Below are 25,942 nucleotides of genomic sequence, written 5' to 3'. Positions count from 1 at the left end.
GACAATGCCGTTTTGAAAGGCCAGGTGATAAAGTCTTTCGAAACGGTAATCAGCTTGCAAAAGATTTCGAAAACGACTTTATCACTTGCTTCATAGCAATCGCCGTGACTTTCCGGCTTTTTTAGCCGGATTATCCCGGCTCTTTGTAAGCCAGGTGATAAAGTCTTTCGAAATGGTAAGCAGCTTGCAAAAAGATTTCGAAAACGACTTTATCACTTGCTTCAGGCAATCGCCGTGACCTTCCGGCTTTTTTAGCCGGATTATCACGGCTCTTTGTAAAGATATGATATATTATAGCATTTCAGACGGTTTCATGATCGGCTGGGTGCAATTTCTTGATTAGCAATTTTATTGGGGAACGTCACATAAGCCCGGAATCCGCTCCGCTGCCTCGCTCCGGCCGCCGCTTCTCCCGACGCCGCAACAGAATGAGCGGCGGCCGTTGCTCTATTTCCTTGCGTCACAAAAGGAAGTGCTTCATCCACAAACGATCGATCTGGATTCGCAAAAGCAGGATCTTGATTCACAGAAGCAAGCGCTTGATCCACAAACGATCGATCTTTATTCACAAAAGATCGATCGTTATTCACAGAAGATCGATCCGGAATCACCCCAGCAGGATCTTCTTTCACAAAAGCAAGAGCCGGAATCACCGGAGATCGATCTTCAATTCCAAACGCTCGATCCGGAACCATGGCAGCGAGCGCTTCCGTCCCGGAAGCCCGGCCGGGAGTGGCCCGTAGCCCTGCGCCGGGACCGGCGGAATATCCGGGGACGGCCGCATGAGGCTCACACGCCCATGATGTGATACCCGGCGTCCACGTGGATCACTTCGCCGGTGACGCCGGCGGACGCGTCGCTCAACAGATACAGGGCCGTTCCGGCGATGTCGCTCCGGTCGACGGCCCGCCGCAGCGGATTCTGCCCGGCCGCAGTCTCCAGCAAATTGCCGAAGTTGGGGATCCCTTTGGCGGACAAAGTTTTGATCGGTCCGGCGGAGATGGCGTTCACCCGGACCGAGCTGCTCCCGAGCTCGCTGGCGAGGTAACGGACGGTGGCTTCCAACGCCGCCTTGGCCACGCCCATCACCTTGTAGCCGGGAACGACCCGCTCGGCGCCGATATAGGAGAGGGTCACGATCGCCCCGCCCCCGCTCATCAGCCCGCGGGCCGCCCGGCTGACCGCGATCAGGGAATAGGCGCTGACATTCAGCGCGTGGGCGAAACCCTCCCGAGTCGTGGCGATGAAATCACCCTCCAGATCCTCGCTGCGGGCGTGGGCGATGGCATGGACCAGGCCATGGATGACGCCCGATCGCCGCCGCAGCTCCTCAAAGGAGCTTTGGATGCTATCGTCGGAGCCGACATCGCACTCCAGGACCGGATAGTCCCCCAAGTCCCTGACGAGCTCGGCCGTTTGCTCCAGCTCCCGCCCGCTCTGGACGGTGAAGACGAGAGCGGCGCCCTCCTCCGCCGCGCTTTGGGCGATCGCCCAGGCGATGCTCCAGCGGTTGCGCACTCCCATGATCAGGATGGTTTTCCCTTCCAAAAACCCTTTCAAGCGATTGTCCCTCCCGGCCCTCGTTATTTTTGAAAAGGGACGGCCCGGGCGATAGCCCTTCCCCGTTCTCTCAGCCTATCCATGTTTATGCCGGGCGCGGCCCAATAGAAGCGCGATTTGCGTCAAACCGGCCTATTCGGCCTCGCTAGCCATAGGATATCCCAAACCGGTTGATTTCAACGAGCGATTACGGAAGAATCATAACGCCGGACCCGGCGTTATGATTCCCCGCCGCAGGGAGCCAAAATATGTTATGATGGAGGTAACCGATGGTGTTGCAAAAGTCGCGCCGCCGCGCCGGCGCCAGCAATGCCCGTTTCGACAGGGGAGGATTCAATAGCGATGATGAACCAAGCGTTTGTTTATGCCGCGGAGTGCCAGTCTGAACCGGCCGGTGAAGGCGTCCGGCGCAAGGTGCTGGCCTACGGCGACCAACTGATGATGGCGGAGGTCCACTTTGAGCAGGGGGCCGTCGGCGCGCTCCACAGCCACCCCCACACCCAGCTCACCTATGTCCTGGAAGGCGAGTTCGAGTTCGAGATCGGCGGCGTGAAAAGCATTGTCCGGAAAGGCGATACCCTTTACAAGCACCCCAATGTGATCCACGGTTGCACCTGTCTGCAAAAAGGGATCCTGCTCGATACCTTCAACCCCTACCGGGCCGATTTTGTCGAGGGGAAATAAAGACCGCCGATAATAAAAAGCGCCATACCGAACGCTATCCCCGATATAAGGGGGAACGGATCCGGCATGGCGCATTTTATCATCTTGGTCACTTCGAAAGCTTACTTCTTCAGCCCTTCCCAATCCTTCAAGAACTTGGCGATTCCGGCATCGGTCAGCGGATGCTTGATCAGCTGCAATAAGACTTGATAGGGCACAGTCGCGATCTGCGCCCCGGCTTTGGCGGCCTCGATGACATGAATCGGATTGCGGATGCTCGCGGCAATGATCTGGGTGGGAATCTTCTGGATGGTGAAGACCTCGCTCAGCTCCTGAATCAGGCTGATCCCGGTCTCGCCGATATCGTCCAAACGGCCGACAAACGGGCTGACGTAAGTAGCGCCGGCGCTGGCGGCCAATAATGCCTGGGCGGTGGAGAAGATCAGGGTGACATTGGTCTTGATCCCTTCGTCGCTCAACGTTTTGACCGCGGTTAATCCGGCGGCGGTCATCGGGATCTTGACCACGACGTTCTTGTGCCAGGTCGCGATCACGCGGGCCTCTTCAATCATGGGCCCGGCCTCCAGGCTAATCGCTTCGGCGCTGATGGGGCCATTGACGATGCCGGCAATCTCCTGAATGACTTCTTTCAGATTCCGGCCCTCCCGGGCGATCAGCGACGGATTGGTGGTTACCCCGGAGATGATTCCCATCTGACTCGCCTGGCGGATCTCCTCGACATTGGCGGTATCCATAAAAAATTGCATGGTTCTTCCTCTCTTTGCTGTGAAAATCAATTTTTTTGGTTGATACGGAAATATTACCTTCAGTATAGATCGCCAGCTCCCGCGAATCAAGTTACAAATTGACGATCATCAGCCTCCCGCTTGGGATGAAACGGCCTGACGGATGATACATCGGGAGAGAAATGAGACCCTTGGAACAGTCGCTTCATTCCTGCAACAAGCGGAGCACCATTTGCGGCAGCTGATTGGCTTGGACCATCATGGCCTGGATGACTTGGCTAAGTACATTCAGCTTAGTGTACTCGAGCATCTCGGCGGCCATGTCGACATCGCGGATGCGGCTCTCGGCGGCGGTCAAATTCTCCGCCATGACCGTCAGATTGTTGATGGTATGTTCCAAACGGTTTTGCGCCGCGCCGAGGCCGGACCGTTCCGACGATACCGCGGCAATGGCATGGTCCAGCGCCGTAATGGCCTTGCTGGCCGATTGGCGGTCGGTAACCACCAGATGATCCACGCCCAAGGCCGCCGCCCGCATATCGCCGATGGCGACCCCCATCACCTGGCCCTCGCCCGCTCCGATCTGGAAAACGAGCGGGTTGCCGGCCAGGTTGACCGACGTGCGATACGAATCGCCGGCCGCGCTCCAACGGAACTGCTGATTGACTGCGTCCCAAGTGGTGAGGATGTCGGCATTGCTGTCAAACCGGACATCGATATTGGGATCGATCACACCTGCCAGCATGTTCCCTTCGATAGTCACATTCCGGGCCAGGACCTGGGCCGGGTTGGCGGCATCGCGGACCGTGACGGTATAACGGTTCGCGGTTGCCCGCTGCACTTCGGAAAGGCCCAGGGCGTTAAGCAGGCTCTCGGAGCCGACGAACTGAATCGCGCCGTTGCCGCCGGCTACGGCGGAACGAATGACCAGCGTTCCCCCGCTGGCTTCGGGACCGGAAGCGCTGGGCGCGGTGACAAAAGAGACAAATTTATCGGCATTGGCGGCGCCGGTGAGGGCGGCTTGGCCGAGTCCGGACCCGGTGTCGCCGATCGCCCGGTTCAATTTGTCCACCAGGTCCCCAATGGTATCGCTGGCGGATATTTGAACGGTCGCTTTCTGGCCGTCCCCCGCGATCAGGGTGAGGGTTTGGGGCTGGTCCAACAGAAACTTGCCGTTGGCGTCGGTGAAACGGTCGATATCCGCCAAACGGGTATCCAACGCGGCAATAGAGCTAGGATCGCCCTTGGACCGAAAAATGCTGCTCCTTTGGATCTGGCCCAAACCGGCGGCGGCATCGATCTCCAGTTGATATCCCCCCGCGACAGCGGTGTTCCGCTTCGCTTCCAGACCGCCCCGGGCGAAAACCTGGGTTGTGGGCTTATCGGTTGAAGAGCCCACCGCGGCGGAGCCGTCCAGCAAATGAAGGTTGTTGAAGGTCGTGGTGTTTCCGATCTGATCGATCTCTTTGGCGAGCTCATCGATTTCTTTTTGCATCTCGAGGCGGTCATTGGCGGTATAGGTGCCGCTCGCCGCTTTCACCGCCAACTCGCGCATGCGATCCAAAATCGCATGGGTGGAATCGAGCGCGCCCTCCGCGGTTTGCAGCAACGAGATGGCGTCCTGCGCATTCCGGGTGGCCTGATTTAACCCTTTGGTCTGCGCGCGCATGCTTTCGGATATGGCCAATCCGGCCGGATCGTCGGCGGCCCGGTTGATCCGCAGTCCGGACGAGAGCCTTTCCATGGAGCGGGTCAGCGCCTGGTTCACCCTGACGTAATTTCCGAAAGCGCGCAACGCCGGCAGGTTATGATTGATAATCATCGAAAATCCTCCCTGTCATCGCCTGAATTCCGGCCTCCTTGCCGGAATCCCATGGCGGGCCCGAACCTGGGGGGCGCGCCCGCCTTCCGAACCTAACCTCGTCATTCCTTCAATCGGTAGTTAGACCGCGATGCTTTACAGATATTTGCATTTTTACGGTTCATCCGAAATGCCCCCATGGTGCCCGCTACAAGTTTCTTCTTCTCAAGCCTTACATGGGTAGATTCGTCAGTTCCAGACGGGAAGCTGCATCGGCCTTATTCATCAGATATTTGACGATCCGGGGCCGGTTATAGCGCTGGATGATAATGTACGGAAAGTTAAACGCGATGCTAACCCAAAAAACGGCCCAAGTCGTGGCGATGGCGTTCCATAACGAAAGGAAGAACGAGGAACCGATGATCAGCCAATGCGTCAGTTCCGCTTTGCAGGATTCGGTCAGATACCCGGCGAAGTATTCCTTGGTGTACGCCCGGAGATGCCGCTTTGCGAATATTGAACGGATGAAGTCGCTGACCTCCGGCAATAGCGTCTTCCAGGCTTTTACCCGAAAAAGGCGCTGGTAGATACTGCCGCCCTTCTCCCAAGCCCGCTCTTTAAATAGCCAATTGTTGATGGAATAAAGCCTGGGCGGCAACTTTTGCCCCAAATAAGTACAGAGGATCGAATTGCAGATAAAAACCAGCCAATTATTCAGGTCCACGGCCTATCCCTCGGATCCGTTCCCAAATTGACAAGCGGTGCCGCAAAAAGTCTCCCGCTGACCGCTGCCTGCTCCAATTCAGCGCCGGTGCAAAAACCATGCTCCTGGGTTGGTCTTCCGCGATTTCCATCAACTGTTCCATCTCGGCCAAAATGGCTTCCGTCGCTTCCGGTCTGGCCAGATCCAACGCCTTCCGGCGCATCCGCTCCAGCCGGCCGGGCTGTTCGAGCAGCACTCCCAGAGTTTTGGCCAAATCGGCCAGGTTGTTCAGATAGACTCCGGCGCCACTGCGTTCCAAAAAACGGGTGTTGCCGTCCTCCTGGCCGGGAGTGGGACGAATAATTGCCATCGGCAATCCCATCACCAGCGCCTCGGTGGTCGTCAATCCGCCCGCCTTGGAGATCAGGAGATCGGATGCGGCCATGTATTCCTGGACATTTTCCATGAATCCCAGGACCTTTCCGGTCAAACCAAGCGTTTGGAAGACTGCCCGCACCTGACGGTAGACCCCCTGGTTCCGCCCGGCGATGGCAATCACCTGGACCCTCTCCCTGTACTGGCCCAGAGTCTTGATGATGCCAACCACGGGGCCAACCGCATTCCCGCCGCTCATCACCAGCACTGTGAAACGATCGGGTTCTAATGCTAATTTATGCCGAAGTTCCAACCGTTGGAACCGTTCTTTGAAGATCGGCCGCACCGGAATTCCGGTCACCCGGATCCGCCCCGGGGCTGCTCCCTCGGCCTTCAGTTCATCGACCATCCCGTCGTGAGCCACGAAATAGCGCTGCGTGTTGGGATTCACCCAGATACAATGGGAAACGTAATCCGTCACCACCACTCCATTGGGTATCGGAAATCTGGGAAATAGCGCCGAGACCACCACCGCCGGGAACGAGTGGGTGGTGAGGATGGCATGGGGCCGATATTGCTGCAGCAGCTCAATATAGCCGCGGATGCCCAGCTGCGATTCGGCCCTTTGCAGCCAGGAATCCCCGCGGTCCTCCCGGTGATACAGCCACTTGTAGACGAAAGGGCTGTATTGGGTGCTCCAATAATACGCCCCTTCGACCCAATCACTGAAGCCGGGCAAAGCGTAGCGCATAAAGTCTATGTGATAAGCCTCGCCGCCGAAATTTTCCCGGTATACGCGGCAGAGCGCCTCGGCCGTGGTCCGGTGTCCGGCGCCCAGCGACACGGATAAAACCAACAAGCGTTTTGGGGTTCCCATGTTCTTAATTTATGAGACATCCCAGTTGGTTCATGTTAAAATTCCTCCGCTTCAACCGTTTTCGAATTTGGACCGATTGCCTGAAAGACTTGGCGCCGGGAGAAGCAGCACTCGCCGCACCCGGCTCCGCGTCCCGGCATTCGGGAGGATGACTTGGTACGTTATCATGATACGGAAGCCGTCGCCCGATTGGAACAGGGACCAAAGCTCTTCCGGTACTTTGTTTGAATCGGAATTCCCCGTTAGGCATCGGCCTTTTCGGCCCGTTTCTCCTCAAGCACGAACGCAGCCACGGCCCCTTGCAATTGAGCGGCGATCCGGTCCAGGCTCTCGGCCAGCGCCGTGACTTCCTGCACCGATGCGCTCTGCTCCTCGGCGGTGGCGGAAACCTGTTCGGTACTGCTCAAGCTTTCTTCCGAGAAGCTGGCAATGGCGTTGATGAACTGGATAACCGCCTGGTTGCTGGCGGACATCTGCTGCGCCGACTGGGCCACCGCCCGGATCTGCAGCGAATTGTCGTTTAAAGCCGCAAAGATCTCCTCGAAAGTGGCCTTGGTTTGAACCACCAGGTTGCGACCCTGGTCCGCCCGGCCCAGGCCGATCCGGATCACTTCCACCGCCCGTTCGGTGCGCTCTTGCATCTGCAGTATCAGGCTGGTGATCGACTCGGCGGCTTGCTTGGACTGATCCGCCAGTTTTCCAGTCTCCCGGGCTACCACTCCAAAGCCTTTGCCCTGCTCGCCGGCACGCGCCGCTTCGATGGAGGCATTCAGAGCCAATAACGTGGTCTGCTCGGCGATACCCTGAATCAGGGTGATGGTCTCGCCGATCGCGGCGGCGGTGTTTCTGAGGATGGCAATCACCTCGGCCACTTCTTCCGTGGAGGAGTATAGTCCGGTGATCTCGCGGGCAATGGCCACCGTCGCCTGGCGGCCGGTCTGAGCGGCTTGGGCCACCTTCTCCGAGGCCGTGGCGATCCGGTCGGCATCCTGGGACACTTGCTGAACGGTCGCAGCCAGTTGGTCCACGGTCCGGACCGCCTGGCCGATCTGGAGGGCCTGTTCTTCGGCACCGTGCGACAGTTCCTCCATAGAGCGGGCCACCTCCGCGGCGGAGCGCCCGGTCAACTCCGAAGCCAACCGCAGTTCTTTACTGGCGCCCGTCAATAGCCCCAATTGAGTGTGAATGCCGCTGACCAGGCGGCGCAAGCCGTCGATCGCCTGGTTGAGCCCGGCGACCGCCCCGGCGATCTCGGGCGACCCGGCGGTCCGAATGTTTTCGGTGAGATCGCCTCCGGCGATGGCGCGGGCGGTCGCGGCGATCCGGCGCAGCGGTCCGGCGATGGAGTTGGCGATCAACACCCCCAGCAGGACCGAGCAGACGATGCTGAGGATCATGATGATCATGCTGTTTCGCTGCGCCTTGCCGGAAAACTGATCGTTGGCGTTCACCCGGGCGAGCGTTCCGCCGAAGATCTCCGTATAGGAATTCTCCAGGTACAGGTTGACGTTGAGCAGTTCCTGGCGCAACGTATCATAACCGGACTCCGCAGGCGCGGCGGCGATGACCGCCTGCACCGTTCGGAGCTTCTCCAGAATGGTCCGCCGCGTCTTGGCTTCGATGCTTCCCAGGCTTTTTATCCTTTGGAAGATTTTATCAAACGCCTCGGCCAACGGCTCGCTGTCCGCAGCATGTCCCGTCAGCCGTTCCAGGTAAGCGTCTTTGAGACTGGCGAGTTCTACCCGGAGGTTGGAGATCTCGTCCAGGGCGTAGGCGCCCTGGTTCAGAAGCTGCGGCGTGGCCGCTTGCATGGTTTGGATGACCCGGACACTCAAATAGGCCTGGACCGCGAAGAAAATGCTCATGATCCCGATCACCGCCAGGATCTGGTGAAATACTTTCAACCTGATGAAACGGGTCATCTCCAGGAACTTCACCGACCCGTCTCCGAAGCTGCGTTTCGCCTTCGCCATCACTGCATCCCTCCAGTCACTGCTGAACACAAATTCCCTTGTTTTTGCAAAGCGATATAAAGTTTTATCAATTTTACCATAAAATGACTATGAAGGGGAGGCGTTTTCGACATTGTTGAGGAAACTTTAAAAGCCATGGGAAAAGCCTTTCGGAACGGAAAACAGCTTGCAAAAAAGATTTAAAAACGACTTTATCCCTTGCTTTTCTGAGCTTTTCAACGCTTTTAAATCGCGCCGCAAACCCGGCCGATCCCCTTTCTTTCCACAGGAACCGAACCGTTATAATCATTTTTTCCCTTGCCTGGGGTCGGCCTTTGGCGCATAATAAAATTAGTCGTACGGCGAAATCCTCTTTGAAAGGAGCTGATGATTTTAACATGAAAATCGCGTATAGGTGGTGCGGTGTCTGACGACGCCGCCTCGCTTCGGTATGACAGACCGGGATGGGGAAGTCTTTCTCCATCCCCTTCTGCGATCCTTGATTTCAAAACACTTTCAAAGGAGGTGGCACAATGAAAGCATTATCCATCGCGAACCACTCTTTCAAGGCAGAGGAGGCTTTCATTGGTTTACAGAAACGGGAAGGAGATCCTCCCGGCTGAGTTACTGTCGGAGTTGCAGAAATATGTCCAGGGCGAGGCCATTTATATTCCGAAGCAGGAACCCCGTCGGGCCGGCTGGGGGGAATTGAGCGGCGCCCGGGACAGCATCCGCAGCCGCAACCGGGAGATCTGGAGCATGTACCGGGAAGGCGTTTCCGTGGCCGATTTGGTGCAGCGGTTTCACCTTTCGGAGGACAGCATCAAGAAAATCATCCAACAGTTTCCCAAACAATCGAACTGTTTATCAAAATAGAGCCCGCAGAGGCTCTATTTATTTCACTCACCCGCGGCGCCGGCGCGGCGCGCGGTCACGGGAATCTTCGATTCACAGGGCACGCCGGTCTGGCATTTTCCGCAACCGTAGCGCGGCCGGTAACGCGCCAACACCCGGTCCAGATAGGCGCCGCAGATGGCATTGTCCTTGCCTTGCTCGTCGATGGCCAGCGGCGGACAGCGTACGATACAAGCGCCGCAGCGGCTGCAGTATTCATCCAGGGCTTCGTAGGCCCGCTGCGTCGGAGGGAGCTCCAGATCCGTGACCACGCTGCCGATCCGCCCCGCCGAACCGGAACGGGTGATCAGCGAACGGCTCAGGCTGAAGGTGCCCAAGCCGGCGATGAACGCCACATGCCGCTCCGACCAGTTGCTGCGGCGGTCCCTGACCGCAAAGCGTTCATCCCGGCCCGGCGCCACAGCCTGATAGCCGCAGGCCGTCAAGTATTGCACCAGACGCTCGCTCAAGGAACAATTCATCTGCTCTCCTTCGATCCGTCCGTACAGCCATTCGGTGGCCGGCAGGCCGAGCGGGCGGTTGGCCTCGCGCACCCGCCCGGTAAAGGGCAGGAAGTAGACGATGACCGTCCGGGCGCCCTCCAGCCATTGGCGGGGCGACAGATGATGCGCTCCGACGGCCTCGGCGGCTTTCAACCCCTCGAAAAGCGGATCGGCGGCACCGGCCGCCGCCAGCAACGGGGCCTCAAAGATGCGCATCCCGTCCAGGGCGGGGACCCGGTTTAAGGGACTCTCTTGAATATATTTGCGGGCAACCGCTTCAAGGTCATCCAATGCAATTGACATGATTCGAGCCTCCTTTGTAATGAAAAATCCTCAGATGCACTGCATTTGAGCGAACCTTCATTTTGAGTAGTTTTCCAGGCGGCTCAGGCCTTCCCGGATTTCAGCCGGCGGCAGGTTGCCCGAGCGCAACTCGCTCTCCGCTTTCTCCAGCAGGCGGCGGTAAAAGGCGATGCCCTCATCGACCACGTCGCGCATTCCCGCGCCGGCTTCCAGCCGGTCGAAGAGTACGTCCTCGGCTTTGCCGTACTCCCCCGTCGTCTCGTAATACCGGAACAGCGCCGCCTTGCTGGAATCGGGCAGCTCGTATTCGCCGAGCAGCTCGACGAGGTCCGCCACCTTCCGAGGATAGGGTTCGACCCGCATTTCGCCGTCTTCCAGCAGGATCTCCAGGAAGACATCCAGGCTCTTGCGGTAGAACGAAACGCTTTGGGCCGTTTCCCCCTGAGCCCGTTGGAGATCCCCCTTGAGCTTCAGGAGTTCCGCCAGGACGATGCAACGGCCCCGGTCGCGTTTGCCCCCGCCGCCGAAGATCTTCATCATGTCCCGGTGGGACAGCAGCGCCACGGTCTCGGCATTGAGCCCCAGCAGCTGTTGAAAAGCGTCACCCGCCTGGCGGTGGCCGGCCAGAAACTGCCTTTCGGCGATGCTGCTCCTGATCCTAGCCGTTATCCCGGCCAGCTTTTCTACCATTCGCGTAAGATAGTCGTCCCGTAAGGGCATGGCGACCTCCGATTCGCTGAGAGTGATCGTGTTGCTTCTATTATAAACGTTTGGGACAGGAAAACAACCGCTCCGCCGCAGGATACTTGAAAAAGCAACCCGCCCGGTCCCGAAGGCCGCGGCGGGTTGCGCTCCGTTGAAACCGGAGTGTGCCGTTGCTTACATGCCGACCGCCAGGCGCGCTCCTTCGGCGATGGCTTCCAGAGCCTTCCTCGGCTTCAGGGCGTCGCCGATCACAAACACCTGGGGCACCAATTCCCTGAGCTCTTCCGCCAGGGAATGGTCGGGCCGGACCCCCATCGCCAGGACGATGGTATCAAACCCGGTCAAGCTTTGCTGCCGCCCATCCTGTTCATAGCGAACGCCGTCCTCCAGGAACGCGGTGACCTGCGCGCCGCTGATCATGGTCACGCCGTAGCGCTGCAGCCGCTCGAACAGGAAGTACTGGACCGCCGGATTCAGATCCCCGGCCAGCTGCGGCAGGCGCTCGACGATGGTCACCCCGTGGCGCCGTTCGCCCAGAAAATCGGCAGTTTCCACTCCGACCATCCCGCCGCCGACGATCAGCACCCGTTCGCCGGCCGTGGCCCGTCCGGCCAGGAGATCCGCCGCCTGAATGATCCGCGGCCCGTCGGCCCCTTCCAGCTCCGGCACGAGGGGTTGGCCGCCGGTGGCCAGAATGACCGCGTCCGGCTGCTCCCGCCTGACCAGATCGGCCGTGACCGCGGTGCCAAAGCGGTAATCCACGCCGTACTTCTGGCCCATCCGCAGATAATACCGAACGGCCTTGGCGATATCCTGCTTAAAGGGCGGGACGGCGCCGCTGCGGTACTGCCCGCCGGGCACCGGCTCCTTCTCGTAGAGCGTCACCCGGTGGCCCCGCTGCGCCAGGATCCAGGCAGCCTCCAGGCCGCCGGGGCCCGCTCCCGCCACCAGGATCCGCTTGGGTTGGGCGGCCGGGGCGATTTTGAGCGTCCCCTCCTTGCCGCAGAAGGGATTCACCAGGCAGGAGACGCCGGTATCGTTTTCATCGATCCCCCGGCCCTGGCAGCGCTGCATGCAAGCGATGCAGGGCGCGATCTCCTCGTTCCGGCCGTCCGCGACCTTGTTGGGAAACTCCGGATCAGCCAGGGATTCGCGGCCCAGCGAGATCAGGTCGGCCTGTCCGGTGCGGATGATCTCCTCGGCCAGGTCGGGATCGTTGATGCGCCCCACCGCCAGCACCGGAACGCCCACCGCTTCCTTGATGGCCGCGGCGTCGGCCACGTTATAGCCCGGGCTGACGCAGGCCGGCGCGACGATCCACGGCCCGCTGGCATTCACGCCGGTCGAGACATGAATGGCGGAGACGCCGGCCTCCTCCAGCAGCCGGGCGGCGGCCTTCGACTCCATGATGGCGCGGCCGCCCGGCACCCGTTCCGCGCCGCTCATCCGGAACAGCACCGGAAAGTCCGGCCCGGCCAGACTGCGGATCTTCTCGACCACCGCCATGGCGAAGCGCATCCGGCCGCGCAAATCCCCGCCGTACCCGTCCAACCGTTTGTTGGCGTAGGCCGACATAAAATCGCTCACCAGACAGCCGTGGCAGGCATGGATCTCCACCGCGTCAAACCCGGCCCGCTTGGCGCGGCGGGCCGCGGCCCCGAATTTTTCGATCAGTTCCTCGATCTCGGCCGGTGTCAGTTCCCTGGGAATCTCCCGCACGATCGGGCAGGGCACGGCCGAAGGCGCCACCGGCTGGGAACCGGTCACCGCCCGGCTGGTCTCCCGGCCGGCGTGGTGGATCTGAAGGGCGATCTTCGCGCCGTAAGGATGAACCGCCTCCGGGAGCTTGCGCAAGCCGGGAATGAAAGCGTCGTCCCAGACTCCCAGCTGACCCGGGGCCGCCTTGCCCGACGGATCCACGCAGGACAGTTCGGTAATGAGCAACCCGAACCCGCCCCGGGCCCGGGCCACCCAATAATCGATCAGGCGGTCCGAGACCGTGCCGTCGGGGTTGGCCAGGCCGCTCAGGATCGCCGGAACGACAAAGCGGTTTTTAACCTCCATCGTTCCGATCCGTGCCGGTGAGAATAAAGCCGAAAAACTCATGTCAAGACCTCCTTTGACTATTTGTCGGCGATGGCATGGCTCGTCCCGGCAGTGCCGCCCGGAGCCGAGCGGCGGTCCCGGACGGCCGGTCCGGTCCTGCGGGCCCGGCCATCGTTATAACCAGCTACGAAAGTATTTCATGGCGTTTTTCGCCGGAAACCCGGCTCCCCAAAGCCCCTGCCGCAACGCCGCTGCGCCGGTTCCGGGACGGTTGCGGCGGGGATTGGTGGAAAAGGCGGCGATGACTCGCGTTCTTTGCTCGATATTGTATATTTTACCATGATTTACCGAAAAATTTAATCCCGGATCGTCTCCGGCCGGGAATCAAGTTGCAATTTCCCGTCGGACGCGGCCTCTGCCCCCAGTTCTTCCGCCATTTTCCCGAAGCGGAGGCCGAGAGCCAGAATGAGCCCCATCAGCCCGGCGCCGCACCCTCCCATCACCGGGGCGATGGGCAGGCGGCTCAAAAGCAATCCGAACACGGCATACGCCAGCGGCATGCTGGTATTGCCGATCACCGCGGCGATGCTGAATACCCGCCCCGCCAGCTCATTGGGGACGCTGCGCTGGAGGAGCGAGGCCCAAAAGACCGAGGCGACCGCCACAGCCGCGCCCGCCAGGGCCATCAAGCCCAGATAGGGGAGCACCGAGGCCAGGCCCAGCCCGCGGAGGATTCCCAGCCCCAAAAGGCAGGCCCCCAGAACCGCGGCGGCTCCGAAAAGCCATGGACTGCCGACCCGCTGCACTTTTTTCAGGTTCAGGGCTATGGAACCGCCCAGCATCCCGCAGCCGATCATCATCTCCAGCCAGCCCAGATTGTGCACGCCGGCTCCGGCCAGTTGCCGCGCCAGCACCGGCAGGGTCACCGTCAGGCTGCCGACGGCCAGATGAGCCAGGCCGATGACGGCCAGGATCGCCAGCACCCGCGGATGTCCGAGAATAAAGAGCAGGCCCGCCCGGAGGTCGGCGCCGAACCCCGCCTTCCGCTCCCGGACCGCCCGTAGCGGCCGGTCGATGAAGCTTGCCAGGACCCCGGATACCAGAAAGGATAGGCTATTGAAGAGAAACACCGCGTTGAATCCGGCCAGGCTGATGACGGCCGCTCCGGCGGCCGGACCGAGCGTCGTGGTGATGCCCGCGATGACCTGGCTGGCCGAGTTGGCCCGCGGCAGATCCCGGGCGGCGACAATCTGGGGCAGCGCCGCCGTCACCGTCGGGTTATAGAAGGCCGAAGCCATCGCGATCAGCACTGCCGCGCCGAAAATATGCCAGAGCTCCAGTCTTCCCGCCAGGGACAACAGCGTCACCGCCAGTACCAGTCCGCTCCGGAGCAGGTCCGCGCCGATCAGGATCCGTTTGCGGTCCCAACGATCGATGAAACCGCCGGCGATTGGGCCCAGCAACAACTGGGGCAGGATCGCGGCGGTCATCAGCAAGCCCATGATCAGCGGCGAATGGGTCCGCTCCAACACCCACCAGGCCAAGGCGATCCCGTAGAACTTGTCGCCCAGCTGCGACACGAACTGGCCGCTCCAGATCATTCCGAAATTCCGCTCCATCCAAAGACCTTTCCACATCGACAAAACCCCTTTCATGGATGACTACCGCTCCGATGATAAACTATCCAGCGATAGACAGGTCAAGCCCGATGTTTGCAGAATCACGGATCGCCGCCGCACCGGCCGGAACCATGGCAGACGCAAACGGCGGGCCGCCGCCCGATCACGGACCGCCAAAGCAAAGGCGCGCACAAAAGCCCGACGCTTACGGGCGTCGGGCTTTGACAGCTGGGATGGGTTATTGCTTTAAAAAGCCACGTACAACTCTTTCTTGGCGCCGCAGACCGGACAGCGGTCGGGGGCCTCATCCAGGATGGTATGGCCGCAGACCGGACAGATATGGACCGACTTCAACTGAATGTCCTGGCCCGCTTTGGCGGCGTCCTGGGCGTCTTTGAACAACTTGGCGTGAATCTTCTCCGCTTCCAGGGCGAAATGGAACGAACGCTGCGCTCCCTTCTCCTCCTGGAATTGCGCGGCATTCAGATACACCGGATACATCTGCTCGACCTCGTGGAGTTCGCCGTCGATGGCGCCTTGCAGATTCTCGACCAAGCTGCCCACCCCGAAGACCGCGCCGGCGGTCACGGTGTGGCCTCCCTGGCTCTGGCCCAGCTCCCGGAAGTGGTTGTTGGCATGGACCTGCTCCGCATAGGAGATGGCCTTAAAGAGCTTGCCGGTATTCGGGAATCCTTCCTTCTCCGCCTGGCTGCCCCAGGCGATGTAGCGCATGTGCGCCATGCTTTCCCCGCCGTAAGCCGATCGTAAAAAGTCCGCCGTCATCTCGTTTTGAACCGACATATCGATCCCTCCCAAGTTTTTCGGATGAAAACTACATTTATATAAATTTACCATGAATCCTGCCATTTATTCGGAAAAATTTGGCGCGATTCATCCGGCAAACGAAAAGGCTGTTGGCAAGGTTCCGAAAACGGGAAGGCGCTTCAGGAAGACCCTCAACCCGAAGCCTGCAGGGTTGCCACCGCCCGCCGCGCCCAGCCGGAATCCTGGAGCAACGCCCGGCCCACCCCGATCAGGTCGGCCTGGCCTGCGGCCAGCAAGGCCTGGGCCGCTTGCGGCTCGGTGATTCCGCCGGTGAGAATCACCGGAATCTTGACCGCTTGCTTCACCGCCGCGCTGAGCGGGGCGAAATAGCCTTGGCCTTCGAGGCCCGGCACGCTGTAGCCCGAGAAGCCGCCGGAGATGTCCAGGCAACCCACTCCGGCCTCAGCGAACTCGCAGGCGGCATCTCGGCTGTTTTCGATGGTAGTGCCCCCGTCGGCAAAATCCGAGGCTCCCAACCGCAAGAAAATGGGAAAGTCTTTGCCCACCGCCTCCCGGATGGCGGCGATCACCCGGAGGTGGATCCGGATCCGCCGCCGCAGATCCCCGCCATACTCATCATCCCGCTGATTGGTCAGGGGTGAGAAGAATTGGTTGAGCAGATAGCCGTGGGCCGAATGGATCTCCACCCCGTCAAACCCGGCCACCCGGGCGCGGCGGGCGGCGGCCCCGAACGCCGCGACCAGCTCCTCAATATCCGCCGGGGTCAGCGGGCGCGGCACACTGCCCTGCCGCGGATTGGCGACGGCCGAGGGGCCCACCGGCGGCGCACCGGTGATCGCGGCGGTGGTGGCGCTCCCCGCGTGATTGATCTGCAGCACGCAGGGGGTGCCATTGCCATGAATCCCCGCCGCCAACTCGTGCAAGCCCGCAATGGCGCTGTCGTCCGCCGCCGAAAGCTGATTCTCCCTGGCCTTGCCGTCCGGCCGGACGTAGCTGTGCTCGATGATGATCAGCCCGAGATGCCCTCCGGCCGATTTCTCGGCATAGTATTCCAGGAGCCCGGGGGTTACTTTGCCGTCGGACGCCGCCCTGGCGGTGGCCATCGGCGGCATTACCAGCCGGTTGGCCAGGGTCAACGGGCCGATGGTTAACGGTTGCAAAACATGAGACATCGCGAGATTCCTCCTCATTATTTAGGGAAAGGAGCGGCGCGATCCGCGGCATTCACCAATGATTCCGGTGGACCCGCCACGCGTCGAACCGGTCGATCGGCTCCTTGGCCTCGGCCGGATAACCGATAGGCAAAATAGCCAGCGGCGTAATGTGATCGGGCAAACCCAGCAGCTCCCGCAGGGCTTTCACCCGGTCCGGCAATAGGTAAACCGCCAGCCAAACGGAGCCCAAGCCCAATTCTTCCGCCATCAGCAGCATGTTTTCAGCTGCCGCCGCGCAATCCTGTACCCAGAACCCAGCTATCTTTTCGAGCGTCCGGTCGCCGCAGACAATGATCGCGACGCCCGCTTCTTTCAACATCCGGGAGTAGGGATGGAATTCCGGAATCCGGTCCAATTTCTCCCTGTGATCCACCACCACGAACTGCCAGGGCTGCTGGTTCTCGGCCGACGGGGCCGCCATGCCCGCCTTCAATACCATTTCGAGCTGCGCCGGAGTTACCGGCTGAGCGGTATACCGCCGGATGCTCCGGCGTTTAAATATCGTCGACATGTCATACCCTCCTCATGCCACACCGGGCCACGTTGCCGAGGCCCCCTACCCAACCGCGCGCCGGCAAGCGAACTCTGTCCTGACCCCGCAAGGCATTGCCGCGACTGCGAAAATCGGGCCACCCGCCCATCCAGGTACCGAGGTATTCCTGGAACGAATCCGCCGGAATGATGCCGCACGGGGCGTACCCGGACTCCGCCGCCCGGCTATGAGTCTCCCGGGAGAGACGCGTTCGATTCATCGGAACTCCTTGAACGGATATTGGAGGATGGGCCATCTCAATCCAACCACTGGACCTTGGCGGTCAGGTCCGGGTCCACCCGGGGCAAGGGCCGCGGCAGCGCCGCCGGATAACCCAGCGGCGTCACGGCCACCAGCGCCTGATCGTCCGGAATCTCCAGCACCCGGCGGAGTCCCCCCTCGTCGTTCAAGGGCCCGGTCATCCAACACGTTCCCAGGCCCAGGGCAGTCGCGGCCAGCACCAGATTTTCCATGGCCGCGCTGGCGCTCTCCAGGTTGGCTTTGGCGATGTTCGGCTCGGCGCTGGCCGGAACGGTCAGCACCAAGAGGACCGGGGCGTTGCCGAAGTTGGCCGCGTAGCGGATGAACGCATCCCGCGAGATCGCCGCCTTTCGCTCCGCCGCCTCATCCCAGTTCCGGGTATAATTCTCAACCACCGCCCGGTAGCTCTCTCCCAGCGCCTTCTGGCGCTCCCCGGAGACGACGAGGAACCGCCAGGGCTGCCAGTTCATGGCCGACGGCGCCCAGTTGGCGGCGTCCAGCACCCGCAGAATATCTTCCCGGGAGACCGGATCCGGTTTATACTGGCGGACCGAACGCCTGTTTTTGACGACTTCGAAGAAATCCACCGCGTTTCACCTCTTTTTAAATGCGAGCATCGCTCAGCTCCAGGAAACGGCCAACGGCTCGCGGTCCACCAGGCGCTGGTAATGGAACCGGGGATATCCGGCCATCAGCGCTCCGGCCACTTCCCGGTCGGCCGGGAGTTCCAGCAGCTCGAGCAAGGGGGAATAACCGCTGAAGGCGCAGTACTGCAACAGGCCCGCCCAGCAAGTCCCCAGGCCGAGAGCGAGCGCGTACAGCTCGGCATAGGCCAGCATAAAGTCGGCGCTGCTGCGGCCCACCTCCGCGGTACCCCGGGGGCATAAGGCCAGGATCAAATGGGGCGCGCTCCGCAGGATCGTGTCCTCGCCTTTTTGAAACGCCCGGATATGTCCGGCGGCTGATTTCATCCCGCCGGATGCCACCGTCTGTTCCAGCCAGCCGACGGTGGCCGCCGCGATGCGCTTCAGCTTCTCCCGGTCGCTGATCACCCGGAATGAGATTCCCTGGCGATTGCTGGCCGTGGGAGCAAAACGGGCCATATCCAGCAGTTGCAATAACGTTTCGCGGGGAACCGCTTCCGGCCGGTAATTCCGGATGGAACGGCGCGAACGTAAAAACTGCGCCGCCTGGCCGGCATCCCAGCGCCGCTCCTGGGGAGCGGCGGCCTGTTTCCCCAAGGGAGCCCGCCGGTTATCCAGAGCGGCCGTGGGACAGACCGCCACGCAATGGCCGCAGCCGATGCAGGAATCGTCCTCCTGCGCCTCCGGGCCTTTCTCTCCCATGGCAATGAGCCCTCCGCCAATGGGACAGACCGCGGCGCAAGTTCCGCAACGGACACATTGCGCCTGGTCCACGCTTAACAGCGACATGCTATCCACCTCATCATTCGGCTTCCTTCAGCAGGCAGCGGGTGATCTCCCCGATGTACATCCGGTGGTAATCCCGGCCCTGATAATTTTTTTCGATTCCGGGATCGAGGAAGTGCGCCGGGTCCAGATCCTGATAATACAGTTTGGCGCATTCCATGACCAATCGGGCCTGATCGAAATAGACCAGCCCCCCTGCGCCGGCGACCGGAGTGAGCCCGGTGGCGGCGGCCTTATCCACGTCACGGCCGGATTTGCTGCCGCAGAAATTGAGCGCCTCCCGGTACTGCTCGGGGAAGAAGCTCAGGGTGAAACGGTCCGACGCTTCCATGAATTGATAGGTGTAGCGGCTGGGCCGCACCACGCAGAAGCAGACCTTCTTGCCCCACAGGATCCCGAAGCCGCCCCACGAGGCGGTCATGGTGTTATACTTTTGCAGATCGCCGGCGGTGATCAGCATCCAATCCTTGCCGACGAGGTCAAAGACGTTGTCCGTCAGTTTTTCGGGCGCGATCGTTTGCAACATTGGGTTCATGGCTGATTCTCCTCACTTATTTTTTCGGTTTACTTATAAACCACCAGTTCCTCCAGGGACTTGCGCTGCTTTTTGAAAGAATCGTCCCTGGCGTAGCCGAGCGGCGAGAGCAGCACCGGTTCCCAGCCCGGGTCCAGTTCGAAGACCCGGCGGGCGGCGGCGGCGTCAAAGGCACCGATCCAACACGTCCCCAGGCCGAGCGCGGTGGCTGCCAGGACCATATGGTCCATCACGATGGCCGCGTCCACGTCGCTGTAATTCTTTCCGTCGCTGCGCACCCAGCTCTGCCCGGGAATGGCGCAGACCGCCAGGACCAGCGGGGCTTCGACGAACCAGTCCCGGCCGTACACTTGTTTCAGTTCCGCTTGGCGCTGCGCCGTCGGGAGCGCGATCACCCGGAACGCCTGGCGGTTGGCCGCGGTCGGCGCCAGCCGGGCCGCCTCCAGAATCCGCCGGAGCTTCTCCGGCTCCACCGGATCGGAACGGTAGCCGCGAACGCTGTGGCGCTGTTCCACCAGTTCAAAAAAGTCCATGCTGTAACCTCCTTTATGAGTGATCCAAAGACCGAAATTTCTTCTCTATTGCGGCCCGGCCACCCCTGCGCCGGCCAAACGCGCGCCCATGGCGCAGGCCGCCTCGCAATCCTTGGGAAATTGCTCCGCGCGCCGCTTGGCCTTGTGTTCCGGGTCGAACATGGAGTTGACATATTGGGCGTAATCGTCGAATTGCAAAGTATCCGTGGCATACAGCGTTGTCACCTCACCGAAGGCCCGTTGGAACGCATTCTCGGTGACTCGCAGCTGTTCATCCAGCTTGAAGCTTCTCAGCCGTTCATCGTCAACGTTCATGGTATAGATGAACCCGACCGGCAACGTTTTGGGGAAGAGGGTGCGTGGCGGGATCGCATACACCAGATATTGAAAGAGCAATCGCTCCATGAATGAGCGGATCTCCCCCGTCACTGCTCCGAAATAGATGGGCGAACCGATCACCAGGGCGTCGGCCGCCGCGATCCGCGCCAGCACCGGAGTCAATTCATCCCGCATGGCGCATTGGCCGTAGCTTTTGCCGTCACGGCGCTTGCACGCGAAACAGCTAGTGCAGCCCTTGAAATTCAGATCATAGAGATGGACCAGTTCGGTCTCGGCGCCCTGCGCAGCCGCGCCGTCCAGCGCTTTCCGGACCAGGGTGGCGGTATTCCAAGTCTTGCGGGGGCTGCCGTTGACGGCGATGACCTTCCTGCTCATCAGGCTTTCCTCCCCGCCTGCAATTGCTGTAACAGCTGGGCCATGTTCCGCCCCAGGGTGCGGAAGGTCTCGATCCCTTCCCCGTCCTGCTGGACTTCGCCCGGTTCCAGGGCCACGGTGAGATTCCAATAGCTGGAGCCGGGAATGATCATCTCGGCGATGCCGAAGAAGAAATTTATCGCCGAGTAGACAAAGGTCGCCCCGGCGCGGCGTACCGCCACCACCGCGGCGCCGACCTTGCCCCGGAGCAGTGCCCCGCCGTTGGCCTTATTGACAAAGCCGCAACGGTCGATCAGCGCCTTGACCTCGGTGGAGACATTGCTGAAATAGGTCGGCGAGCCGATGATGATCCCGTCGGCCGCGCTGATCTTCTGGATCAGGTCGTTGATGGCGTCATCCTTCCGGGCACAGCGCATGTCCCGGCTATCCCAGCATTTGCCGCAGGCCAGGCAGCCGAAGACCTTCTTGCCGCCCAGCTGGATCAGTTCCGTCTCGATGCCCGCCTTTTGCAACTCTGCAAAGACAATTTGGATGCTCTGGGCGGTGTTGCCGTCGACCCGGGGACTCCCGTTAAAAGCCACCACTTTCATAGGCGTGATTCCTCCATTCCTGTTTTATGCGGGCCCATCCCGCCCTTTCCTCCCGTGCGGGCGGGATGAAGCCCGGAACCGCTGCCAAGTTCCCCGGCGGGACCGCCGCAGGCTCCGGAAGGCTGGCGCCGGAGTCCGGACGTTCCGCCGAAGCTTCCGGAAGGACCGCCCGGTCCCGCGGCACTTCCTCCGGACGGTTCGGAAGCTCCGCCCGGGACTCCGGCGGGATTGCCGGCGGCTCCGGAGGCCCTTCCCCAGGCTTCCGAAGAGCCGGTCCGCCTTCCGGCGTCCGCTCCCGCAAAGGAAACATTTTCAAAAAACGCTTTCTTTGATATAATCATAGATACTATAACCGAAATAATCAAGAACCTACTTTTTTGTATCATAGTATCCATCGAGAAACCATCAACATGGAATGGAGATTTGTGAATCCGCTTCGTTGCGAACTCATTTCGGAAAGGAGGAAGTTTTTGGTGATCCAATTTAAAAACATCCGTTATCAATGCTCCATGGAATTGACCCTGGCGCTGATCGGCGGCAAGTGGAAGTCGCTGATCCTGTGGCATTTGGGCGACAAGACCTTGCGTTTCAGCGAATTGCGCAAGGGGATGCCCCAAGTTACGCAAAAGATGCTCACCCAGCAGCTGCGGGAGTTGGAAGAGGACGGGCTGGTCTACCGGCATGTCTATACCCAGGTGCCGCCGCGGGTGGAGTATTCCCTCACCGAGTCCGGCAAGAGCATCCTGCCGATCCTGGCCACGATGTGCCAATGGGGCCTAGACTACATCGCGGCTTATCAGGCCGAGGCCCAGGGAGCCGCTTCGTCCCGGGAGGGCACCGTTCGATCCTAGCGACTGGCGGAGCGTCCCCCCGCCATCCCGCGCTTTCCCGTCCGGAAGAGCGGCGCGATGCAGTCGATGCGGTTGGTCCAGATTCCGCCCCAGTAATCCGGGGGCAGCTGTTTCAAGGACTCCGGCGTGTCGAAGCCCTCGGAGAACTCGCCGCTCCCCGCCACGACGATCACCCGGGTATTGGCCGCAGCCATCCGTTCGAGAAAGCGATTGGGCCAACCCCATAGCCAATGCGCGAACTTCACGGGAAGGTGGATCTCCGTATCGCGGCAGGCCGCCGGCACATAACCGGTCCAGCCCAGCGCCATGTAGGAGAGCAGGCTCCGGATCAAGCTCGCCCTCGACATGACCCGCAGCTCCGGAAGCCCGCGCTGCAGCGCGGCAATGGGCTGGTCGCCCCCGTAGACCGCCAAGCGGGCGCGCCGCGGGGGCGGCAGCGTCTTCAGGTAGCGAGCCAGCAGGCGGCCTTCGGCCGGATCGTTGCTCTTGATGTGGATCAGAAAAGCGCGCTCCGGAAAACGCGCCAATACTTCCGGGAGCGTCGGCAGCAAGCCGATCCCCTTGCCCCGGAAAGGATAGGTCTTGCCGTTGTCCGCGGTATAGCCGTAGCCGATGTCCAGCGCCTTTAATTCAGCCAGGGTATGCTCGCGGGTCACGCCTTGGCCGTCCGTCCGGCAATCCAGGGTCCAGTCATGAAAAACCGCCCACCAGCCGTCCCGCGTCGGCTGAATGTCCAGCTCGACGACGTCGGCGCCGGCCGCGAAGGCCGCGGCCATGGAGGGGATGGTGTTTTCGAGGTAGGGATGTTCCGGCGGATCGATCCGCCGGGCGGTGCAGGTCTCGTTGGTCAAACCTTCGGTATGAAAGGTCTGGGCCAGCCCGCGGTGGGCCAGGAGCCATGGCCGGACGGCCCGGGGCCGGGCCGTCCAGGAACTGTTATTCAGGTACACCAGAACGGAAAAACCGAGGACGATGAGGGCGATTCTTCTAACGCTCCGCTTAGACATAGGGTTTCACTCCCCGATCCCTTGATTTGGCAATCGCTTATACAATACGCCATCGCCCCGGATTTTCCTTGCCAAACCTTGCCCGTGGAACCGCCCGGTTTCCAGCCCCGCCTACTCCAGCAATTCGACATAGCCTTGGCTGCCGTTGACCCGGATCCACTGGCCGTCCCGAATGAGCCGGGTGGCCTCCTCCACGCCGACCACGGCGGGGATCCCGTATTCCCGGGCGATCACCGAGCCGTGAGTCATCTGGCCGCCGATCTCGGTGACCAGTCCGCTGGCGGAGGCGAAAAACGGGGTCCAGCCGGGATCGGTGAAGGGCGCGATCAGGATGTCCCCTTTGTCGAGGCTTCCTTCGTCCGGTTTGATGATCACCCGGGCCCGGCCCTCAATGACCCCGGACGACACCGGGGTGCCGAGCAGCGCCCCTTCCGGCGCATCCTGCCCTTCGTAGGTCCCGGAAAGCACCTCGCCTTCGCTGGTCATCAAACGCGGCGGCGTCAGCCGTTCGTATTCTTTGTATTCTTCCTTCCGCTCCGCGATCAGGCCCTGGTCGACCCGGCCGGTGCGGATCGCTTCCTCCAACTCCTCCAGGAACAGATAGTAGACATCCTCCGCCCGCCGCAGCGCGCCCTGCCGCACCAGTTCCTCGGCCTCCTCCAGCAGCGCCTTCTTAAAGACATCGAACAGCGAGATCATGAAATACTTCGGGTATTCGCGCAACCCGATCAAGGCGCGGTACACCCGGATCAGCCTGGCCATGATCCTCACTTTGACCGCGCCGCCGGTGGATTTTTCCAACCGTTCCAGGATGGCCTCCGCCGCCGCGCCGGCCGCCGCCTCCCCCGCGGCGAATTTGCGGCGGTGCTCTCCCGGGGCCATGCTTTGGATATGGCTGAGAATGGCCGGAATGAGCTGCGTCGGCTGCTCGCGCCAGCGGGGCCGGGTGAGATCGATCTCGCCCGGGCAACGCATGCCGTACTGGCGTAAAAAATCGGTGAAGGCCAAACGGACCACGCCGCCGCCGTCGCAGGCATCGAGCCCCGGCCAAAAGGTATCCTCCTCGGCCTGCCGCAGGTAGGAGATGACCGCCGGATACTCCCGGATCACGTCCGCCAGATCGCCCAGGGCCAGCCCCATTTCGCTGGTGATGTTCCCCGGCGGGGATTTGACGAGATCGGCCAGCTCCGGCGCGTCGCCGAGCCAGCGCCGGGATAAGCGGGTGATCAGGTCCAACGCAAAGAAAGCGGCCACGAGCGGCGGCATCATCTCTTCCATGATCCGTCCCATGGTCATTCCCGCCTGCTCTTCGATGAAGCGGAGCTTGGCTTCGCCCGAAAGCTGCTCGAGCCGGCTCCGGACCTCCGCCACGATGGCCATGGCCGATTCGCGCAATTGCGGCAGGCCTTCGCCCGGCGTGGCGGCAGCCATGGTTCCCAGCGTCCCGGCGATCATCGGCAGGATCATTTTTTTCATCTGACCGTATCCCTGGCGTTTGCCCTTTTCTTTCAGGGTCGCCACAAACTCGCGCCTTTTCATGAGCTCGTCGATGGCGCTTCCCGTTAACAGATCGGTCTTGCCGAATGATTTGGCCATGGTCCGCCCGACCCGGCTAGTCAGGTATTCGGTGAAATTCAGATACAACCGCCCCCCGGACGCGGCCATTTCATAACTCGGGGGCATGAGCCGCTTCAGGATGGAGATTCCCAGCGGCCGGATGGGATCGGTCATCATCTGCGCATGGCCGAATGACAGCCAGACGCGGGGCCGGTCGTCGCCGGTTTCGGGCAGAGGGTAGAGGGTGGTGATGGGCCGGCTCTGAACGATATAAAACTCGCCGCCCGCCAAACACCATTCGATATCCTGGGCCGCCCCGAAATGCGCCTCGATGGCCTTGCCGATCTCCGCCAGCTTGATGAGCTGTTCGTCGGAGAGCGCCGGCCGCGTCCGGAGATACTCCGGCAGCTCCTCCTCGACCGTTCCGGCGCCGGGCCGGGCGAAGATGGCAATCCGCTTATCGCCGATCTGTTTCTTGATAATCCGGCCTTTGCGCACCTTATAGAGATCGGCGTTCACTTTGCCGGAGACCAGCGCCTCGCCCAGGCCGAAGCCGGCGTCGATGGAGATCACATTGCGGTTGCCGCTGACCGGATCGGCGGTAAACAGGATCCCTGACGCCTCGGGAACGATCATCTGCTGTACGACCACGGCCGACAACACTTTCCTGTGGTCAAAACGGTTTTTATTCCGGTAGACGATGGCCCGGTCGGTGAAGAGCGAAGCCCAGCATTTGCGGATATGTTGCGCCAGCTCCTCGATTCCCTGAATATTCAGATAGGTATCCTGCTGTCCGGCGAAGGAAGCCTGCGGCAGATCCTCTGCGGTGGCGCTGGAACGGACCGCGTAGGCCTCATCCCGGCCGAGCTGCTCCACGGCTTCGCGCAATTGGTTCATGAACTCCGCGGGGATCGGTGTCCCCTCAATATACTGGCGAATCCTCCCGCCCAGCTGGGCCGCAGCGGCGGCGTCCCCGGGCTCCATCCGGTCGAGCTCGGCGAAGAACCCCGCCTCCTCCAAGCCCGCTTCCAGGATGGTCCGATAGGCCTCCGTGGTCACGCAAAACCCCGACGGTACTTGAATGCCGTCGCATTTCAACAGTTCCCCCAGGTTGGCTCCCTTTCCTCCCACCAAAGGCAAGCTGTCTCGGTCGAGTTGCGACAGAAAAATGATGAATTGGGGCAT

At 61.2% G+C, this 25,942-nt stretch carries 27 protein-coding genes; 4 read left to right on the top strand and 23 right to left on the bottom strand.

Annotated features, from left to right (window positions below; translation table 11 throughout):
- The first annotated feature begins 442 nt into the window (after window positions 1-442).
- Window positions 443-808, top strand: coding sequence for a hypothetical protein (locus EDC14_RS03795; protein WP_132012862.1), 366 nt, complete (start codon window positions 443-445; stop codon window positions 806-808).
- Here the strand turns inward: EDC14_RS03795 and EDC14_RS03790 are convergent.
- The gene (locus EDC14_RS03790) at window positions 790-1,560 is read right to left on the bottom strand and encodes an enoyl-ACP reductase FabI (protein ID WP_279388727.1); all 771 of its coding nucleotides are present in this window, start codon (window positions 1,558-1,560) and stop codon (window positions 790-792) included. The two genes, EDC14_RS03795 and EDC14_RS03790, sit on opposite strands and share 19 nt — an antisense overlap.
- A 342-nt stretch (window positions 1,561-1,902) precedes the next feature.
- Between EDC14_RS03790 and EDC14_RS03785 the strand changes: the two genes are divergently transcribed.
- Window positions 1,903-2,244: a cupin domain-containing protein gene (locus EDC14_RS03785; protein ID WP_424337393.1), complete on the top strand. Its 342-nt coding sequence runs from the start codon at window positions 1,903-1,905 to the stop codon at window positions 2,242-2,244.
- A gap of 101 nt (window positions 2,245-2,345) precedes the next feature.
- Here the strand turns inward: EDC14_RS03785 and fsa are convergent, their stop codons facing one another.
- The 6 genes from fsa to EDC14_RS03755 all read right to left on the bottom strand — a co-directional run bounded on the left by fsa (window position 2,346) and on the right by EDC14_RS03755 (window position 9,161).
- Window positions 2,346-2,990: a fructose-6-phosphate aldolase gene (fsa, locus tag EDC14_RS03780; RefSeq protein ID WP_132012861.1), complete on the bottom strand. Its 645-nt coding sequence runs from the start codon at window positions 2,988-2,990 to the stop codon at window positions 2,346-2,348.
- A gap of 184 nt (window positions 2,991-3,174) precedes the next feature.
- The gene (locus EDC14_RS03775) at window positions 3,175-4,791 is read right to left on the bottom strand and encodes a flagellin (protein ID WP_132012860.1); all 1,617 of its coding nucleotides are present in this window, start codon (window positions 4,789-4,791) and stop codon (window positions 3,175-3,177) included.
- Window positions 4,792-5,002: 211 nt separating this feature from the next.
- Window positions 5,003-5,494 (bottom strand): glycosyl-4,4'-diaponeurosporenoate acyltransferase CrtO family protein, encoded by a 492-nt coding sequence (locus EDC14_RS03770; RefSeq protein WP_132012859.1) that lies wholly within the window; start codon window positions 5,492-5,494, stop codon window positions 5,003-5,005.
- Entirely contained in the window at window positions 5,481-6,707 is a 1,227-nt protein-coding gene (locus tag EDC14_RS03765; RefSeq protein WP_165907766.1) for an MGDG synthase family glycosyltransferase, read from the bottom strand. Before EDC14_RS03765 ends, EDC14_RS03770 begins: the two co-directional genes overlap by 14 nt.
- Window positions 6,708-6,967: 260 nt before the next feature.
- Window positions 6,968-8,698, bottom strand: coding sequence for a methyl-accepting chemotaxis protein (locus EDC14_RS03760; RefSeq protein ID WP_132012857.1), 1,731 nt, complete (start codon window positions 8,696-8,698; stop codon window positions 6,968-6,970).
- Between the two features lie 73 nt (window positions 8,699-8,771).
- Complete coding sequence (locus EDC14_RS03755) at window positions 8,772-9,161, bottom strand: hypothetical protein (protein WP_132012856.1); 390 nt, start codon at window positions 9,159-9,161, stop codon at window positions 8,772-8,774.
- Window positions 9,162-9,262: 101 nt separating this feature from the next.
- On the opposite strand from EDC14_RS03755, the gene EDC14_RS03750 reads away from it, so the two are divergent.
- Entirely contained in the window at window positions 9,263-9,553 is a 291-nt protein-coding gene (locus EDC14_RS03750) for a CD3324 family protein (RefSeq protein ID WP_132012855.1), read from the top strand.
- 23 nt (window positions 9,554-9,576) lie between these two features.
- Here EDC14_RS03750 and EDC14_RS03745 read toward each other — a convergent pair whose 3' ends face one another.
- The 14 genes from EDC14_RS03745 to EDC14_RS03680 form a co-directional block, all read right to left on the bottom strand.
- Complete coding sequence (locus EDC14_RS03745; RefSeq protein ID WP_424337397.1) at window positions 9,577-10,380, bottom strand: epoxyqueuosine reductase; 804 nt, start codon at window positions 10,378-10,380, stop codon at window positions 9,577-9,579.
- A gap of 54 nt (window positions 10,381-10,434) precedes the next feature.
- Window positions 10,435-11,097 (bottom strand): DUF6483 family protein, encoded by a 663-nt coding sequence (locus EDC14_RS03740; protein ID WP_132012853.1) that lies wholly within the window; start codon window positions 11,095-11,097, stop codon window positions 10,435-10,437.
- 159 nt (window positions 11,098-11,256) lie between these two features.
- Entirely contained in the window at window positions 11,257-13,188 is a 1,932-nt protein-coding gene (locus EDC14_RS03735; protein WP_132012852.1) for an oxidoreductase, read from the bottom strand.
- Window positions 13,189-13,484: 296 nt separating this feature from the next.
- The gene (locus tag EDC14_RS03730) at window positions 13,485-14,765 is read right to left on the bottom strand and encodes an MFS transporter (protein WP_165907765.1); all 1,281 of its coding nucleotides are present in this window, start codon (window positions 14,763-14,765) and stop codon (window positions 13,485-13,487) included.
- A 228-nt stretch (window positions 14,766-14,993) separates the two neighbouring features.
- Window positions 14,994-15,548, bottom strand: coding sequence for a rubrerythrin family protein (locus EDC14_RS03725; protein WP_132012850.1), 555 nt, complete (start codon window positions 15,546-15,548; stop codon window positions 14,994-14,996).
- A gap of 155 nt (window positions 15,549-15,703) precedes the next feature.
- Window positions 15,704-16,705, bottom strand: coding sequence for an NADH:flavin oxidoreductase (locus tag EDC14_RS03720; RefSeq protein WP_132012849.1), 1,002 nt, complete (start codon window positions 16,703-16,705; stop codon window positions 15,704-15,706).
- Window positions 16,706-16,757: 52 nt separating this feature from the next.
- The gene (locus tag EDC14_RS03715; protein ID WP_132012848.1) at window positions 16,758-17,258 is read right to left on the bottom strand and encodes a nitroreductase family protein; all 501 of its coding nucleotides are present in this window, start codon (window positions 17,256-17,258) and stop codon (window positions 16,758-16,760) included.
- Between the two features lies 1 nt (window position 17,259).
- A complete protein-coding gene (locus EDC14_RS03710) occupies window positions 17,260-17,499 on the bottom strand; it encodes a hypothetical protein (protein ID WP_132012847.1) in 240 nt (79 codons plus the stop codon).
- Window positions 17,500-17,536: 37 nt separating this feature from the next.
- Window positions 17,537-18,127 (bottom strand): nitroreductase family protein, encoded by a 591-nt coding sequence (locus EDC14_RS03705; protein ID WP_132012846.1) that lies wholly within the window; start codon window positions 18,125-18,127, stop codon window positions 17,537-17,539.
- Window positions 18,128-18,160: 33 nt separating this feature from the next.
- Entirely contained in the window at window positions 18,161-18,973 is an 813-nt protein-coding gene (locus tag EDC14_RS03700) for a nitroreductase family protein (protein WP_132012845.1), read from the bottom strand.
- Between the two features lie 13 nt (window positions 18,974-18,986).
- Window positions 18,987-19,496, bottom strand: a complete 510-nt coding sequence (locus EDC14_RS03695; protein ID WP_132012986.1) for a flavin reductase family protein — start codon at window positions 19,494-19,496, stop codon at window positions 18,987-18,989.
- A 38-nt stretch (window positions 19,497-19,534) separates the two neighbouring features.
- A complete protein-coding gene (locus tag EDC14_RS03690; protein ID WP_132012844.1) occupies window positions 19,535-20,038 on the bottom strand; it encodes a nitroreductase family protein in 504 nt (167 codons plus the stop codon).
- A 45-nt stretch (window positions 20,039-20,083) separates the two neighbouring features.
- Window positions 20,084-20,752: a flavodoxin family protein gene (locus EDC14_RS03685; protein WP_132012843.1), complete on the bottom strand. Its 669-nt coding sequence runs from the start codon at window positions 20,750-20,752 to the stop codon at window positions 20,084-20,086.
- Window positions 20,752-21,342, bottom strand: coding sequence for a flavodoxin family protein (locus EDC14_RS03680; protein ID WP_132012842.1), 591 nt, complete (start codon window positions 21,340-21,342; stop codon window positions 20,752-20,754). The genes EDC14_RS03685 and EDC14_RS03680 overlap by 1 nt, the downstream gene beginning before the upstream one ends.
- Window positions 21,343-21,815: 473 nt before the next feature.
- Here EDC14_RS03680 and EDC14_RS03675 point away from each other — a divergent pair, with 473 nt between their 5' ends.
- Window positions 21,816-22,193: a winged helix-turn-helix transcriptional regulator gene (locus tag EDC14_RS03675; protein WP_132012841.1), complete on the top strand. Its 378-nt coding sequence runs from the start codon at window positions 21,816-21,818 to the stop codon at window positions 22,191-22,193.
- Here the strand turns inward: EDC14_RS03675 and EDC14_RS03670 are convergent.
- Window positions 22,190-23,200, bottom strand: a complete 1,011-nt coding sequence (locus tag EDC14_RS03670; protein ID WP_132012840.1) for a glycerophosphodiester phosphodiesterase family protein — start codon at window positions 23,198-23,200, stop codon at window positions 22,190-22,192. The genes EDC14_RS03675 and EDC14_RS03670 overlap by 4 nt on opposite strands.
- A gap of 111 nt (window positions 23,201-23,311) precedes the next feature.
- Window positions 23,312-25,942, bottom strand: a complete 2,631-nt coding sequence (gene rph / locus EDC14_RS03665; RefSeq protein WP_132012839.1) for a rifamycin-inactivating phosphotransferase — start codon at window positions 25,940-25,942, stop codon at window positions 23,312-23,314.

The organism is Hydrogenispora ethanolica, from assembly GCF_004340685.1.
GTDB lineage: Bacteria > Bacillota > UBA4882 > UBA8346 > UBA8346 > Hydrogenispora > Hydrogenispora ethanolica.
This window is presented reverse-complemented; position numbering and strand designations above follow the sequence as displayed.

Excerpts from the sequence above, each read along its gene's own strand:
- EDC14_RS03785 (WP_424337393.1), top strand. The coding sequence starts at position 1,903 with ATGATGAACCAAGCGTTTGTTTATGCCGCGGAGTGCCAGTCTGAACCG.
- fsa (WP_132012861.1), bottom strand. The coding sequence starts at position 2,990 with ATGCAATTTTTTATGGATACCGCCAATGTCGAGGAGATCCGCCAGGCG.
- EDC14_RS03775 (WP_132012860.1), bottom strand. The coding sequence starts at position 4,791 with ATGATTATCAATCATAACCTGCCGGCGTTGCGCGCTTTCGGAAATTAC.
- EDC14_RS03760 (WP_132012857.1), bottom strand. The coding sequence starts at position 8,698 with ATGGCGAAGGCGAAACGCAGCTTCGGAGACGGGTCGGTGAAGTTCCTG.
- EDC14_RS03755 (WP_132012856.1), bottom strand. The coding sequence starts at position 9,161 with ATGGAGAAAGACTTCCCCATCCCGGTCTGTCATACCGAAGCGAGGCGG.
- EDC14_RS03740 (WP_132012853.1), bottom strand. The coding sequence starts at position 11,097 with ATGCCCTTACGGGACGACTATCTTACGCGAATGGTAGAAAAGCTGGCC.
- EDC14_RS03735 (WP_132012852.1), bottom strand. The coding sequence starts at position 13,188 with ATGAGTTTTTCGGCTTTATTCTCACCGGCACGGATCGGAACGATGGAG.
- EDC14_RS03730 (WP_165907765.1), bottom strand. The coding sequence starts at position 14,765 with ATGTGGAAAGGTCTTTGGATGGAGCGGAATTTCGGAATGATCTGGAGC.
- EDC14_RS03725 (WP_132012850.1), bottom strand. The coding sequence starts at position 15,548 with ATGTCGGTTCAAAACGAGATGACGGCGGACTTTTTACGATCGGCTTAC.
- EDC14_RS03720 (WP_132012849.1), bottom strand. The coding sequence starts at position 16,705 with ATGTCTCATGTTTTGCAACCGTTAACCATCGGCCCGTTGACCCTGGCC.
- EDC14_RS03715 (WP_132012848.1), bottom strand. The coding sequence starts at position 17,258 with ATGTCGACGATATTTAAACGCCGGAGCATCCGGCGGTATACCGCTCAG.
- EDC14_RS03710 (WP_132012847.1), bottom strand. The coding sequence starts at position 17,499 with ATGAATCGAACGCGTCTCTCCCGGGAGACTCATAGCCGGGCGGCGGAG.
- EDC14_RS03700 (WP_132012845.1), bottom strand. The coding sequence starts at position 18,973 with ATGTCGCTGTTAAGCGTGGACCAGGCGCAATGTGTCCGTTGCGGAACT.
- EDC14_RS03695 (WP_132012986.1), bottom strand. The coding sequence starts at position 19,496 with ATGTTGCAAACGATCGCGCCCGAAAAACTGACGGACAACGTCTTTGAC.
- EDC14_RS03690 (WP_132012844.1), bottom strand. The coding sequence starts at position 20,038 with ATGGACTTTTTTGAACTGGTGGAACAGCGCCACAGCGTTCGCGGCTAC.
- EDC14_RS03685 (WP_132012843.1), bottom strand. The coding sequence starts at position 20,752 with ATGAGCAGGAAGGTCATCGCCGTCAACGGCAGCCCCCGCAAGACTTGG.
- EDC14_RS03680 (WP_132012842.1), bottom strand. The coding sequence starts at position 21,342 with ATGAAAGTGGTGGCTTTTAACGGGAGTCCCCGGGTCGACGGCAACACC.
- EDC14_RS03670 (WP_132012840.1), bottom strand. The coding sequence starts at position 23,200 with ATGTCTAAGCGGAGCGTTAGAAGAATCGCCCTCATCGTCCTCGGTTTT.
- rph (WP_132012839.1), bottom strand. The coding sequence starts at position 25,942 with ATGCCCCAATTCATCATTTTTCTGTCGCAACTCGACCGAGACAGCTTG.